Annotated in this window: 17 protein-coding genes; 2 read left to right on the plus strand and 15 right to left on the minus strand. The window is 59.3% G+C overall.

Features of this window, described 5'->3' with window-relative positions; genetic code table 11:
- Positions 1 to 57: 57 nt before the first annotated feature.
- The 12 genes from AGR2A_RS09835 to AGR2A_RS09890 form a co-directional block, all read right to left on the minus strand.
- Positions 58 to 438, minus strand: a complete 381-nt coding sequence (locus tag AGR2A_RS09835; protein WP_080822742.1) for a hypothetical protein — start codon at positions 436 to 438, stop codon at positions 58 to 60.
- Positions 435 to 845, minus strand: coding sequence for a hypothetical protein (locus AGR2A_RS09840; RefSeq protein WP_080822743.1), 411 nt, complete (start codon positions 843 to 845; stop codon positions 435 to 437). The genes AGR2A_RS09835 and AGR2A_RS09840 overlap by 4 nt, the downstream gene beginning before the upstream one ends.
- A complete protein-coding gene (locus AGR2A_RS09845; RefSeq protein WP_080822745.1) occupies positions 842 to 1,039 on the minus strand; it encodes a hypothetical protein in 198 nt (65 codons plus the stop codon). Before AGR2A_RS09845 ends, AGR2A_RS09840 begins: the two co-directional genes overlap by 4 nt.
- A gap of 160 nt (positions 1,040 to 1,199) precedes the next feature.
- A complete protein-coding gene (locus tag AGR2A_RS09850; RefSeq protein ID WP_080822746.1) occupies positions 1,200 to 2,849 on the minus strand; it encodes a phage portal protein in 1,650 nt (549 codons plus the stop codon).
- Positions 2,850 to 2,851: 2 nt separating this feature from the next.
- Positions 2,852 to 3,115 (minus strand): hypothetical protein, encoded by a 264-nt coding sequence (locus tag AGR2A_RS09855; protein WP_139786359.1) that lies wholly within the window; start codon positions 3,113 to 3,115, stop codon positions 2,852 to 2,854.
- Between the two features lie 7 nt (positions 3,116 to 3,122).
- Positions 3,123 to 5,333 carry a terminase gpA endonuclease subunit gene (locus AGR2A_RS09860; RefSeq protein ID WP_080822749.1) on the minus strand — a complete coding sequence of 737 codons (2,211 nt, stop codon included), beginning with the start codon at positions 5,331 to 5,333 and terminating at the stop codon, positions 3,123 to 3,125.
- A 1-nt stretch (position 5,334) separates the two neighbouring features.
- Positions 5,335 to 5,961, minus strand: a complete 627-nt coding sequence (locus tag AGR2A_RS09865; RefSeq protein WP_080822752.1) for a terminase small subunit — start codon at positions 5,959 to 5,961, stop codon at positions 5,335 to 5,337.
- A 176-nt stretch (positions 5,962 to 6,137) separates the two neighbouring features.
- Entirely contained in the window at positions 6,138 to 6,449 is a 312-nt protein-coding gene (locus AGR2A_RS09870) for a hypothetical protein (protein ID WP_080822753.1), read from the minus strand.
- On the minus strand, positions 6,446 to 6,736 hold the full coding sequence (locus AGR2A_RS09875; protein ID WP_080822755.1) for a hypothetical protein: 291 nt from the start codon (positions 6,734 to 6,736) through the stop codon (positions 6,446 to 6,448). The genes AGR2A_RS09870 and AGR2A_RS09875 overlap by 4 nt, the downstream gene beginning before the upstream one ends.
- A complete protein-coding gene (locus AGR2A_RS09880; protein ID WP_080822757.1) occupies positions 6,733 to 7,233 on the minus strand; it encodes a hypothetical protein in 501 nt (166 codons plus the stop codon). Before AGR2A_RS09880 ends, AGR2A_RS09875 begins: the two co-directional genes overlap by 4 nt.
- Complete coding sequence (locus tag AGR2A_RS09885) at positions 7,230 to 7,469, minus strand: hypothetical protein (RefSeq protein ID WP_080822760.1); 240 nt, start codon at positions 7,467 to 7,469, stop codon at positions 7,230 to 7,232. The genes AGR2A_RS09880 and AGR2A_RS09885 overlap by 4 nt, the downstream gene beginning before the upstream one ends.
- On the minus strand, positions 7,466 to 8,077 hold the full coding sequence (locus AGR2A_RS09890) for a hypothetical protein (protein WP_139786360.1): 612 nt from the start codon (positions 8,075 to 8,077) through the stop codon (positions 7,466 to 7,468). Before AGR2A_RS09890 ends, AGR2A_RS09885 begins: the two co-directional genes overlap by 4 nt.
- 138 nt (positions 8,078 to 8,215) lie before the next feature.
- On the opposite strand from AGR2A_RS09890, the gene AGR2A_RS28955 reads away from it, so the two are divergent.
- Together AGR2A_RS28955 and AGR2A_RS09900 are read left to right on the plus strand one after the other, a co-directional pair.
- On the plus strand, positions 8,216 to 8,449 hold the full coding sequence (locus AGR2A_RS28955) for a hypothetical protein (RefSeq protein ID WP_139786361.1): 234 nt from the start codon (positions 8,216 to 8,218) through the stop codon (positions 8,447 to 8,449).
- On the plus strand, positions 8,446 to 9,186 hold the full coding sequence (locus AGR2A_RS09900; RefSeq protein WP_080822767.1) for a hypothetical protein: 741 nt from the start codon (positions 8,446 to 8,448) through the stop codon (positions 9,184 to 9,186). The genes AGR2A_RS28955 and AGR2A_RS09900 overlap by 4 nt, the downstream gene beginning before the upstream one ends.
- 174 nt (positions 9,187 to 9,360) lie before the next feature.
- Here AGR2A_RS09900 and AGR2A_RS09905 read toward each other — a convergent pair whose 3' ends face one another.
- Genes AGR2A_RS09905 through AGR2A_RS09915 form a run of 3 tightly spaced genes read right to left on the minus strand, consistent with a single transcriptional unit; the run spans position 9,361 to position 12,456 of the window.
- Positions 9,361 to 10,494: a hypothetical protein gene (locus AGR2A_RS09905; RefSeq protein ID WP_139786362.1), complete on the minus strand. Its 1,134-nt coding sequence runs from the start codon at positions 10,492 to 10,494 to the stop codon at positions 9,361 to 9,363.
- 46 nt (positions 10,495 to 10,540) lie between these two features.
- Positions 10,541 to 11,308, minus strand: a complete 768-nt coding sequence (locus tag AGR2A_RS09910; protein ID WP_080822772.1) for a GIY-YIG nuclease family protein — start codon at positions 11,306 to 11,308, stop codon at positions 10,541 to 10,543.
- On the minus strand, positions 11,308 to 12,456 hold the full coding sequence (locus AGR2A_RS09915; protein WP_080822774.1) for a DNA cytosine methyltransferase: 1,149 nt from the start codon (positions 12,454 to 12,456) through the stop codon (positions 11,308 to 11,310). The genes AGR2A_RS09910 and AGR2A_RS09915 overlap by 1 nt, the downstream gene beginning before the upstream one ends.
- Positions 12,457 to 12,489: the final 33 nt, after the last annotated feature.

The following is a 12,489-nucleotide window of genomic DNA, read 5'->3' on the forward strand; positions in this document are numbered from 1 at the left end:
ATTCGAGACGAGAGCGGAAGAAAAATGAAAGCCCCCGTAGATCGGGGGCTTCAGGTGTCAGGACTTGGCGTCGGCGATGAGCATTTTGACGAACTCACGATCGATCACGACAGATCCCCATGCGTCCGAGCGCAAGAAGTCCATGACATCGCGCGGCGATACCTCGCGCTCGAAAACCTCCTCGACCGCGACGCGGAAATCCGTATCGCGCTGCTTAGGCATCGGGCGCGTGCGATCATAGAGTTCCATCTGACCTTTCGGCTTGCCGTCCTCGAGCGCGACACGAATGGCAAGGGTCGGATGGGACAGCGAGCTGTCGGCGCGCTCGGGATCCTTGCGGATCACGGACGCGAGCCAGTCCGCAAGGATCCCAGTGCCTTTCTTGAGGTCGGCGATGACAGCGGTCACTTCGGCCGCGCGCTTCAGAGCATTGCTCATGCGGCTACTCCTTCAAAACGAGTGCGCTCTTTGATCAGACGCGGTGCTGCATCGGCGACAAGCACGCGCAGGAAGGCCACAGACGACAAGCCTTCGCGCAGGGAAGCCAGCGAGGACGCCAGTTCGCCGCGCATAACGGCATCACTGAGGTCGAGGTAGTAGCCATCGTCTGCCGCCGCATCGGGGAGGTCAGCATCGGCCCCGAACAGGAAGCGCATTTTCAGGACACCGGTTCCCTGGTCGATCTCAGCCCACATCGCGATAGCCGAGTGGCCGACGCAGGATCCGCCCAAGGCGTCATAGGCGAGGACATCCGTGAGCACGGCATCCAGGCTGCTGTGCACGAAGTCGGACATCGCTTCGAGGATCTGGTCAAGATCCACATTTTTCTTCGAAGGCGCGCTCATGCCGACACCTCCGACGAAACCTTCGGGAAACGGCCGCCCGGAATGGTGTCGTCTTCGCCGAGCATCAGGACGTTGCGCATGAACTGCGCGATGGCGTCGTTGCTGACGCGCTCAAGGCGGAACTGGCAGGTGCGGGTGTCGACCGCGATGTAGTAGCGCTCGCCGTCGAGCTGAACGAAGTCACTGAGATACACTGTACTAGCCTTTCTGTTGCGTTGAGTACGCATACAGAAAGGCCGGATGTCTCAGGCTCGGTCAACAGATTTTTTCGCCAAGGTGCGCAACAGAAAGCTCTTTTTTCTCAGCGTGTTATTCTTGTCATCACGGACATTTGCATGAGATTTTCGACCGGCATCAGGCCGCTTTTCGTCTCGATCTCCCTGTATTTGCAGCATTTATCTGCGCCGTGTCGGTTTCCGCATCCGGATCTTCTTCGAGAGTCCGCAAAACGGCCTCGGTGTCCGCGTCGAGCCCCGGATAGATGGGGTATCGGAGGTCCTTGCTTTTCGCCCGGGCCTGGTCGATCTCGTTCTCGTCGTCGATGTCCTCGATGTCTTCGCCGAACGATGAGGCCACGCGCTTGCGGGAGGTGAAGCCATCACGAACAGCCTGGCTAAAGGCGGCGATTTCCTGCAGGGGATGGATGTGACCGCGAGCCGGGGTCATCCAGTCCGGATCCTTGTAGTCGTCGACCGTCATCCCGTCCTCGGGCATCCACAGGCCCGATAGGTAGGCTTCGTCCACGAAGCGGTTCCAGACCGGCTCCGCGAACTGGCTGACGATCATGTGATACTGCAGGCTCTCAAAGTAGCGCGTGCATTCGAGCATGATGGCCCTGTACTGGCGGTCGTTGACCTTCTCGAAATTCAGGGTGATGTGCTCGACGGCGAGACCGAAGGCGACTGCGAGTTCCGACAGGACTTCACGCTTGTAGGACGCGTAGTTCGGATCCACAGGGGTCGGTGCCGAGAACTTGACGTCATGTCCTTCCGGCAGGATCGTGAGGGTGTTCGGCTCGTATCCGATGTATTCGGTGCCGTCCTCATCGACTCCTTCCGGGGTGAACACGGGCGCCTCTTCATCGCGCGGCTTGGTCACGAAGCCCACATTCATCGCCTGGGACTTCTTGCCCTCGAGATGGGCGTCGTCAAAGGTCTTCCTGGAATCGGAAGTGTTCAGCGCGGCAGCACCATGCGGATACCCGCGGGTGTCGCTGAAGCGGTCGGGCATGTAGACGTGCAGGACATCCGAGGCCGGCACTCTTTTAGGCAGCACGTTGTTGCCGTTGGCGAGGATCAGATCATGGGGATGATGGTCGAGCATCCAGTAGGCCACGACACGCTCGATGAGATCGCGTTCGACACCGGAGATGATGATGTTGCCGTTCGGAGCCAGACGGGAATCGTCAAGCTTCACGTAATCGCCCTCGAGGCACTGAAGCTGGAAATTGATGCCGCTCTTCATGTCGCCGGGCTTGCGGGTGCGGAAACGGACGAATCCTTCCCCATCCCGCGCGACGACGAGTGCGAGCAGCCACTGCAGACCGAAGAAGTTCAGGCGGCCACGTGCGTCCGCTTCCTTCATCCACTTCTTCCAGAGGGAGAGCAGCTTCCTGTCTTTGATGTTGGCGGGCTTGAGGCCGTAATGAATCAGGTTGTTCGCCATCTGGCGGCATGCCTGTCTATAGAAGGCGTCGTTGACGTAGGTGCGGCGGCTCCGGTTGCGGAGGCGTTCGATCTCGGTGTTGGCCGCGTTGGGGCCGCTGCCGCGAACGGGCTGAAGACGCGCAGCGTGGGAGGCCGCCTCGAAGTAGGTGCCCGTTCCGGACAGACGGAATGCGGCCTGCTGATCGAAGTGCGCAGAGCGGCCTTTCGACATGACCTTCATCCGGGACATGCCGCGGGGTGTGGTCATGTCAACTGCGGGAGCGGATACCGGCTGCTCGGTGTTGGCGGTCTTGGGAGCGGAGGTCGAGCCCTTGGATCTATTGGACCTGGTAGCCATGATCACAGCCCCCTGCGCGGTACAATACGGACATGGGAGACGGCGGCCTGCCGGTTCATGCCGTATTCCTTGGCATCGTAGGCAGCGTAGAGATCGCGGAGAATGGCCTCGTAGTTGTCGCGGTTCGTCCAGGTGACGGATCCGCCGCCGGGTCCGGGTGTCGATACCGACGCGGCACCCAAAGCGATAGCTTTCTCGAGTTCGACGATCGCTTCCTGGAGCATGAGCGGCTCCCAGAATCTGTATTTGCGGATCATTGCTGCCATTCTGCCCTCACCAGCGTGATGACCTGATCGTCCTCACGGCTTTCCGTTTCACCTGCTTCGGCGGCGGCGCTTCCTCGGCTGTTTCCGGAACAGCCCTCTGTTCCGCAGCCTGCGCTCCAACCGTCCTCCGAACGGGTGGCACTGGTGCCGACACCGCGACGGCCGCCATCAGGAGGAGATTCTTCGTGCGCTCGACCGCATGAGCGGAGAGATCGTCACCGGCATAGTCGGCGTAGAGCTCTCCGGTCGCCGGATCGTGCGGCACCTTCGGGATTCCGAGGCCGTCCGCTGCAAGATTCAAGTCGCGCCATCCCTTGTAGGAGGCCTGCAGTCCCTTGAGCGCGGCATAGGCGTAGGCAAGACACATCCAGACCTCTTCAGCCCTGCATGCTTTTTTCGGCTGCCAGTACCATCCCGTCTTCAGCTTCTTGCGCTCCTCGCACATCAGCTTGTCGAGGTAGTCGGGCATGATGCCGAGGAGCGCGTCCGGCACCCACATGGCAGTGTCACCGCGCATCTGAACTAGACGGAAGATGGCATCGCGCGCGAGCTGGGAATCGATGACGTAGAACTGGGATCCGGTCTTGGTGGATCTCGAAACCTTACGAGGCCAGATCGTCGCCGAGCGAGTGCCCTTGGTGTTGTTCCGACCCTTGATCGCCCACACGTTCCGGCTCTTCGGAAAGCTGGCGGCGAAAGCCCTAGTCTCGTCCGCGTAGTGGCCACCGAGGTCGATGGCGGTCGCAATGATGGCTAGCTCCTTGCCGTCGCGTTTCCTGAAGCGGCGATTGATGAGATCGCGCAGGCGGTTGTCAGCGGACGGATCCCCGGGTGCGCCCTCGACGATCCAGTGGCCGATGACGCGAGCCTGTCCGTAGCGGTTGAAGCCGACCACAGTGGCCTCGCGTGACGCCAGTTCCTCGAGGTGGTTGCCCTCCTTGTTCGTCTGGGTATCGACACCCATGACGAGGACGACGACATCATCCGGCACCTCGGCGGGATACGGCCGGCACATGCGCGTGAGTTCCGACGACGACAGCGCCGTCGTCGACATATCGTCATAGGCGACACCCATGACGTTGTTGACCCACGTCTTCCGTTCTTCAGGATCCTTGTGCTTGTTCAGGAAGCTCTGCGCGAGGTTCTTCCAGGCAGCCTGTCCGTTGGGTGAGAGCCACTGTGGAATGTACATGCCGCGGCGGCCGGGGATCTGCCACACGGCTGAGGGGCGGTACTCGGTGGTGGCATCGATGTACTCCTTGTGAGAGAAGCACACCCTGTCGTTGACCGTGACCGGCTTGTCGAAGCGGTCATGCTCCCGGATGGGTTCATGGCAATGGCGGCATTCGTAATGCACACCCGTGACAAAGCCGTTCTCGTCCCTCGTCATCTTGAAGCCGAACGGGGTGTCGCGTTCGCCCCACTCCAACACCTGCATCTCATGGCAGTGCGGGCAGGCATTCCATGGCTCCTGCTTGTCGGACTTGTCGTAGCGTTCGGTGGTGTTACAGTCGCCCCTTGTTGTGGGGGAGGAAATCAGAACGAGCTTGGGGCGTGAGAACTCGCCGCCGCGCTCCATGAACAGGTCCGCCTTGCTCCCCTGAGATCCCGCCTTCATCTTCCAGGCATTGGCTGAGTATTCATCGCCCCAGTTGTGCTTGGAACCGTAGCGTCGGAAATTGTCGTCACTTGCCGCCCCGACAAGCCGCAGCACCGCGCCGTTCGTGAATTCGATAAGGTTCCACGTATCCTGGCTTTCGCCACGCAGGGGCTTCCTGCGAAGCGCCCCCAATGCCGGGCACATCGTGAATAGCGGCTCGATGCGCTCCTTATAGAACTCCTTGGCATCGTCCTCGGTGGGCTGTGCAATCGTCACGCTTTCGCCGAGATAGGCGAGGATGTAGCAGGCGAGCGCAGAGAGCTCGAGCGACATGCCCACGCGTGTCGCTTTGGTGGCGTCGATCTCGACGGTCTCCGGATCGAAATACAGGCGTATGAATTCGCGCTGGTATCCTGTCAGCACCAGGCGCCCGGATCTCTCTGTCTTCGACTTCGGCAGCTCGATGTTCTCGAACATCCACGTCTCGGGATCCTTCCACGCAGGCGGCTGGAGCACGTTGTCACGCAGGTCTCCGACCGCCTGACGAAGGACGGCAAGACTTTTCGTGAAATCGATGGGAAGGGATCCGGCAATGTGACCGTGGTCGACGTTGAACATGTCAGCTCCAGTTCAGGAGCGATTTCTCGGTCTTCAGGGTAGCCATGACTTCCCGCATATGCCGTTCGGCGATTGCGCGTACGTGGTCGGAGATCGAGGGATCGACGCTCACCGCGATCTTGTCGCCGAGCGACATCGCCTTAGCCTTGATCTCGCTGTAGTCCTTTGCCCACAGATCAAGGACGGTAGAGATCGGGATGACCGTGCGTAGCTTCTCGACCATCTCCAGTTCCGCAACAACGGCGCCGGCCACCGCCTTACGGCGATCAGCCTCCTCCTTTGACATCTTTCCGTCTTCGGTGTCGCCGAACTTTTCGGCGGCGGTTCTCGCCGCGCGCTCTTCGAGCCATCTGACCACCTCGGCGAGATCAAGCTCCCACGCCACACCAAGATTTCGGTCGGCATGAGTGACGAAGGGGCAACCCTGATCCAGCCATTTCTGAATTGTGTTGCGATCCCGGTTCAGGAGGAGCGAGCACTGCTTCACGGAAACCGTGCGAAGCTTGGCAGCCTCTCGTTTCGAAGCTGGGGGTGCTGTGTCATCCGGGGGGATGCTGACGGATTCTGTATTTTCAGCGTCAGTTTCCGCATCCTTCATGATCGGATCGGCGGTCTTCCTGCGTGCCATGAATTGAAAACTCCCAATGAACTCAGGCTTATTGGGAGATCGGTGGCTGCAAGATTCAATTCAGATGCCGAGGGGGTGCTGATGTTGACGCTCGAAAAAATTTTTCGGAAAGAGCGATCACCTGGGGTCGCGAATTACCCGCACTGGGGTCACCCCCTCAGGAGCCTCCGGCGATGTCACGAGGTCTTCTTGACCAGCTTGACAAGGGTCATCTCTCCGCGCTGAACGGTGGTTGTCCCATACTCATACCCATTCGTATCGATGGCCGATCTGTAATCCCTGAGCCAAAGGGTGGCACCGATGTCTGCACCGTCATCAGAAGAAAGAACTGATAGAGACGATCTCGCGACAACCTCAGGCCCGACATGCCCGTTACGGATGTCCTGTAAAGCGCAATACGCGGGCGATGTTCTGCCCGCCTTCGTCTCGACACCAAACACCTTCCGCATCAGATCCTGAACCATTCGCTCCTTGAACTCTTCACTCATGCCGCACCTCCGGCGGTGTTTTCGAATAGCCTCATAGCAATCGGGTTCGCCTCGGCATTGATCCACCACTTGTAGGAGTCATTCTCCAAAGCTTCGCCATCTTCCTCGTACCACCATTCGAGCAACTCGATCAGCTCTGCATCTGCAAGCTTACCGATGTCATCTGGCCAGCCTAGCACGGTAACGAAGCCCTTCTGGTATACCTCTCGGAAGGTGTCAAAGACTTCAGGATCGCGCAGGATGATGAGATCAGGACGTTCAGCGATTATGGCTTCGAGGGCGCTCATGCCGCTTCTCCCACTCTGGCCGCCGCGATCTCCCTCAGCCCGGCTACGACCTCACGCGCGATCTCATCAAGCGACGGCACATAGCGCGTGTCGAACTCCTTCAGGACATGAAGCGCGAACGCCCGCAGATCCTCGTCCGGCATCTCTGTCCAGGTCGCATCAGGGTTGTCGAAGCCGATGACCAAACGGCCTCCCGAGTTGTCGACTGTGATGCCGTGCTTTCCCAACCCCTCAGCAAACCGCTGGCGGGTCTCGAGGTAGACGGCTATGGCGAGAGATTCGGTATTGATATCCGCAATGGTCGGATAGGCGTCGTTGAGCAGCGGGTGACAATGGAAGCGATTGCCTTGGCGCTGCACCCAGTACTTGCCGATCTCACGGTCGTAGGACACCCGGAGGACGGACTTTGAATAGTCGGTCTCGAAGGTGAGCGTGGCGATGAGCGGATCCGTGTTCAGGATGTCGACGCGGCTGCTGTAGTCTTGAATCCTGCTCATTCCGCTTCCTCCCGCTTCCTAAAGCCAACGATCTCGAAATGCCCGTCATCGACTGAGCAAATCTCGAACACGTAGCCGAGACGATAGATCTCGTCCTGGTATGCCCGACACCATTTCTCCCAGATCTGCGACTGCATCTTCCACATCGTGGTCAATCTCGACTGGAAAGCCTCAGACGGTCGGCCGATCAGGATGTCCAACTGCGCCCGATCTTCAGGAGTCAGATCCGCGCTCATGCCGCACCCCCATCCCTGAAGATGACGCTGAACTCGCCGCCGATATCGCCCGAGACACTCCATCCGGAGTCGATCCATCCCTTTGGCTTGGCGCCTTTCCACCGCTGATCGACGGGCACGTCCCACGACCAGGTTCGGGCAACACCAGTATCGGCCACGATGTCGTCGACCTTCCGCTTGAGCGCGGCGATCGCATCGTCGATGTCACCGAACGCGGAGCCGATCCGTTCCTTGAGGACGGTGTTCTCGGCTCTGAGATCGCGGATTTCATTAAGACGGCGCTTGTTCGTTTCCGAGGATGCCCGCAGCTCGCGGATGAAGTGTTCTGCGCTCTTCCTCGCCTCATCGAATTCCGCCTTCGGCACGAAGCCGACATCCGCCATCCACTCAAGCAGCCACGCCTCCGCCAGATACTGGCCGTGTTCGAGATCATCGCAGGGTGTCCAGCGCTCACTGAAACGCCGCCCGGGAAACTCACTGTGCGTGAACAGATGGAAAATGCCGTCGGCATTCGGGTCAGGGCCGTAATCGGCGACATAGCAGATCCGCTCGTCGCCGAGGTAACCCAGCATCATGACACCGTCAGCGCAGTATCTGTCACTGCTCATCTCCACCCACCTGATCACACCCATCGCACACTTCCTCCTCATTCGACAGGATTATGGTGTGCGCCCGCCATGCCCAACGCAAACGCCGGCAGCTTTTGCCCTCCGCTCGATCTCCCTTGCAAACCGCACGAGATCCGCATGCTCAATGACATCGAAAAGCCTACCGGACTGAGCCGTGAGCGTGTGATTCCGGTATTCGGCGGCAATTGTGAGGATCTCGGTATCGGTCATATGGCTGCTCCTGTTGCCGATACATGGTCGAGCGGGATCGGCAGGGAGGCAAACGCCGGCGGAAATTCATACGAAGTGCTCTCGCCATCCGATGCAATGACAGGTAGAACGCAACGGGATGATTTCAGGGGGCTTTTATGACGTTCGGGAAATACAAGAGATTGCTTCTGGTGGTCTCTTTGCCATTGTTGCTTTTCGGGTATGGGCTGTCCGCGTTCGTGATGCCTTATCCTAGTTCGGCTTATCTCGTGTGTCAGAGCTGGGGCACAATGGAGAACTGCCGAAACGTCGGCAGGCCGGGGGAGAACTTCTACGATCACACAAAGAAACAGTCTCCTGTCTGGTTCCAGATTGACGGTGCGCCCGTCACAGACAAGAACGTCTATTTCATTGTAGAAGGTGATGCGAGGACGCTTGGGCGTGCGACAGTCGAGCAGGTGATCCCTTACTCAAATGAAGTCATCAGGAATCCGCAGGCTACTGCCTTGATGCAAAAGCTCGTCGGGCGGCCGGCAATGGTGCGCATGGGCATCGAAGGCAGTCAGAGGTCTGTTGATCTCGGCTCGGAGATCTTCCTGTACTGCCACACGCTGGAATACGACAAGGAGCCGCTGTCGTGGTTCCCAAATCCGGGAGCATACACTGCTCAGTGCGTAGCTGAGGATTGGGGTGGCTATATATCCTTCAAGCCCAGCCCCGAAGCCGAGCAGCAGCTTGCACTTCTTCGAGACGGCGTCACTGAGGAAGTCGGTAAGATTGAGCGCGATTTCTGGATACATCGTGTGGTCCTCACTGTTGCTCCACTCTTCCTCTTCCTGATCTTGTCAGGCATTGTGTGGCTGACGCGTAGGGCCACGGCATTCGTGAAGGCTGGATGAAGGCTGATTGCGCCAGGCAACGCCGGCACCTATCATGCTATCGGGCACAGCCCACGAGGTCGCCTTTGCGGCCGGAAGACACCTCGGAGAGATCCGGGGTTTTCTTTTGGGAGGCAGCCACACAAACGGAAACCGCCGCCGAGCTCTTGAGCCGGGCGGCGGTCGGTGTTCCCATCAGAAGCGCCGATGAGCGGCGGTCAGCTCTTTCAGAAGCCTATCGGCATCCCCGGCAGTCCCTCTCAACGTCTTCGTCTGGCCGTTGATCGAGATCTCGATGTCGATGTGTCGTTTGCTCAAGGATTTGCCGCCGAGCTTGCAAAACGCGACTGCGCGCTCCTGTACGAGGTTCCTGACCTCTTCGAAGCTGTTGTACTCGCAACGCGATAGGAAGAAGCTCTTCATGTGCTTGCGGAACTCAGCGCTGATGTCGCTACCTGGGTGGATCTCATAGTAGCTGTCCTTGTTCTTCCTCACGAAGATCACTGAGGCAGCGGGCTCGGAGAAATCTACGCCCTGATAGTCACCGCCGACGGTCTCCTGCCATGTAATCAGGTCGTAGCCCTGCAGTTCGCGTTTAATCTTGTGCTTCTCGGCCGGGGTCAGGTCGTAGGTGTAGAACGCCACTTCGGTGCCGTCGGTCTGCGTGTCAGCAGATGCGATGACGACCTTCTCCTCAGGATCCGTAACGTCGAAAATCCAGTCCTCTGCATCCTCAGGCAGCGTTGTCCACGTGCCCGGCTCAAGCTGATCCAAACGCTCCCGGATCGACGCAATCTGGGCATCGGCCTCAGCGAAATCGACATCGATCCCGAGCGCGGCCGCCGCCTCCTCCCGAGTGAGATCTCCTGATGCTACCGCGGCCTCTGCGGCTTCCATGTCCTTCACCGGATGCGAGATAGGGAACAGTCTGCGCACGAGCGTCTTCTGCGCGCCTTTTGGAAGATTCGCGATTTTCTCCATGGCTTCGATCTCGGCAGTGATCATGTTGGCGACTGCGGTACGACGCTTGGCTTCGGCTTCGGTGATCTCGTCCGCTTGCAACGAAGCCACTTCAGGATGCTCGTTGTCAGTCGTCCAGACCGCATCCGACATTCGCTGGCATAGCTCACCAACGCGCGCGATCTCTTTGTCGATCAGCTCGGACTCCTGAGCACGGATATGGAATGGGATCTTTTCGTCCGCGCGGACACCCGACCACTGCTGTATGTAAACGCCGCGCTGGTTTTTCAGTGCTTTCAACAGCACCATCCTATCAAACTCGTCGACTTGTAGTTCCGGCATCACATCCTCCTCAAGCTTGGTGCCCATGAGAATGGTGTGCGATGGCGGTGCGCGGCGCAAACGCCGGCAGGATTCAGGATCGGCCGATAACGACGCCCGCGCTGTACTCGCGGCTTTCCCTGTACATTATGATTCGACCCGGCAGGGCGGTGGCTTGCCAGCCTGCAGGCAGAACGCCGAGGACGGCGTTGAGCACTTCGCGAGTGGTCGATGGCTTCGTCGTGAACGGTGGTACCATGCTCGTCACGAGATCCGGATGAGGTTTCCGACCACGACCGCCATCGCCCTCGGCACGCAGGGTGAAAGGAAGCTCGCGCCTCAGGGCATCGAGAACCTGTGCCGCCGAGACCCCGCCATCGGAGGCGATGTCTACTGGATAGTCGAGATCGATGGGATAGAGGGCATCGAATCCTGCGTCCTTCAGCTCGGTGGTGTCACGGTTGCGACCCGGATCATTGCTGCCGAAGCCTGAGAAGTTCCACCAAACATCACCTGCGGTCTGCGAGTAGTGGCGGATCAGTAGCTTTTCGAGATCCATCGCCGTGAAGACGAACACACGGGCGGCTTTAAACTGAACGTCTTCCGGCTTGAGGTTCTGACGATGGCGGATCGTGAAGGCGTGCTTGGAGAGGCGGCCTCTCAAGCCGGAATCGGCGTCGGTCTTGCCTACATAGACCACCTGTCCGCCGACGAGGAGCTGATACACGCCTTGCTCGTCCGGGATCTGCATCGTGTGTTCGCGGGTGAGCGATGTTGAATTCAGCTTCGCGAACTCGTCGACAAGACTCTTGAGCAGAGCCGACGGTAGATCGAATTCGAACTCGACGTAGCCTTCCGCCATCACACGCCTATCTGCTGAGCGACGCTACGTCCGACCACGGCAGCCAGTTCCACCGGAACGGCGTTGCCGAGCTGACGCATGGTTTCCGTCCACGAACCGTGGAACACGTAGTCGTCGGGGAACGTCTGCAGGCGGGCGCTCTCGCGCACAGTGAAGTAGCGGACGCTGCCATCAGGACGCCGCAGCATGTTTTCACCGCCGGGCACGCCATGAACGCCAGCTTTGAGGGTCTTCGCGGGCTCGTGCAGCGGGCTGCCAGTGTGCCCCGGATACGAACGGGCGCCGAGTTGGAGGCGATGGTTATGCACGATGATGTCCGACGGCATTTTCTTTGCCGGATCCGGCAGGCCGACGAGCGCATCGGCAACTGTTTGCCACGGCAGTTCGTCAGGCATCGACATCCTGCTGATGCGATCGCCACCCACGATCTCAGGCCGATCCTTCTTCGCGACGCGATGGCGATCCCAATAATCGCCCAAGACCTGATCCCACAACAAGGATTCTCGGGAATGCGTCTCGTGCGGGAAGTGGAACGCCTTGCCCAGATCTTCACGGATCCCGACGAAAAAGACGCGCTCGCGCTTCTGCGGGATGCCGTAGTTGGCAGCGTTAAGCAACTGGGTGACCACGCGATAGTTGAGCCCTTCGCGGCTGCCGCTGGTGTGATGCTGCTCGAGGCGCGCAAGGTGGTTCTGCCAGGATTCATCCTCACCTTTGATGATCTCGGGGTGCTCGAGCTGGAGACGGATGTATTCGAAGTAATTCCTGAAAGACGCGCGCGTCAGTCCCTTCACGTTCTCAAAAATAAACGCCTTTGGGCGCGCCTGACGGACCGCACGGATCGCTTGGGGAAACATATCTCGATGGTCGTCATAAGCAGCATGCTTGCCGCCCATCGAGAACGGCTGGCAGGGCGGGCCTCCAGACACGAGACCGATCTTGCCTTCGAAGGCGCTGAAATCAACATCGCGGACGTCGCCGTGTTTGACCTTCCAGCCCTTGACGGCTTGCATGCCAAGCTTCTGGTTTTCGCGGATAGTATCGACGCAGTAGCTGTCCCACTCGACAACAGCAGCGGGCTTGAAACCTGCGGAGTGCAAGCCAAGTCCAAGACCACCGGCTCCGGCGAACAGCTCCACTGATCTCATAACGAATCCCCACGCATGCTTTTCTATCGTTCG

The sequence above is a fragment of the Agrobacterium genomosp. 2 str. CFBP 5494 genome (assembly GCF_900013495.1).
GTDB classification, from domain to species: Bacteria; Pseudomonadota; Alphaproteobacteria; order Rhizobiales; family Rhizobiaceae; genus Agrobacterium; species Agrobacterium pusense.

Coding starts and splice junctions, on each gene's coding strand:
- AGR2A_RS09835 (WP_080822742.1), bottom strand. CDS start 438: ATGAGCAATGCTCTGAAGCGCGCGGCCGAAGTGACCGCTGTCATCGCC.
- AGR2A_RS09840 (WP_080822743.1), bottom strand. CDS start 845: ATGAGCGCGCCTTCGAAGAAAAATGTGGATCTTGACCAGATCCTCGAA.
- AGR2A_RS09850 (WP_080822746.1), bottom strand. CDS start 2,849: ATGGCTACCAGGTCCAATAGATCCAAGGGCTCGACCTCCGCTCCCAAG.
- AGR2A_RS09855 (WP_139786359.1), bottom strand. CDS start 3,115: ATGGCAGCAATGATCCGCAAATACAGATTCTGGGAGCCGCTCATGCTC.
- AGR2A_RS09860 (WP_080822749.1), bottom strand. CDS start 5,333: ATGTTCAACGTCGACCACGGTCACATTGCCGGATCCCTTCCCATCGAT.
- AGR2A_RS09865 (WP_080822752.1), bottom strand. CDS start 5,961: ATGGCACGCAGGAAGACCGCCGATCCGATCATGAAGGATGCGGAAACT.
- AGR2A_RS09870 (WP_080822753.1), bottom strand. CDS start 6,449: ATGAGTGAAGAGTTCAAGGAGCGAATGGTTCAGGATCTGATGCGGAAG.
- AGR2A_RS09875 (WP_080822755.1), bottom strand. CDS start 6,736: ATGAGCGCCCTCGAAGCCATAATCGCTGAACGTCCTGATCTCATCATC.
- AGR2A_RS09880 (WP_080822757.1), bottom strand. CDS start 7,233: ATGAGCAGGATTCAAGACTACAGCAGCCGCGTCGACATCCTGAACACG.
- AGR2A_RS09885 (WP_080822760.1), bottom strand. CDS start 7,469: ATGAGCGCGGATCTGACTCCTGAAGATCGGGCGCAGTTGGACATCCTG.
- AGR2A_RS09890 (WP_139786360.1), bottom strand. CDS start 8,077: ATGAGCAGTGACAGATACTGCGCTGACGGTGTCATGATGCTGGGTTAC.
- AGR2A_RS28955 (WP_139786361.1), top strand. CDS start 8,216: ATGCTCAATGACATCGAAAAGCCTACCGGACTGAGCCGTGAGCGTGTG.
- AGR2A_RS09900 (WP_080822767.1), top strand. CDS start 8,446: ATGACGTTCGGGAAATACAAGAGATTGCTTCTGGTGGTCTCTTTGCCA.
- AGR2A_RS09905 (WP_139786362.1), bottom strand. CDS start 10,494: ATGGGCACCAAGCTTGAGGAGGATGTGATGCCGGAACTACAAGTCGAC.
- AGR2A_RS09910 (WP_080822772.1), bottom strand. CDS start 11,308: ATGGCGGAAGGCTACGTCGAGTTCGAATTCGATCTACCGTCGGCTCTG.
- AGR2A_RS09915 (WP_080822774.1), bottom strand. CDS start 12,456: ATGAGATCAGTGGAGCTGTTCGCCGGAGCCGGTGGTCTTGGACTTGGC.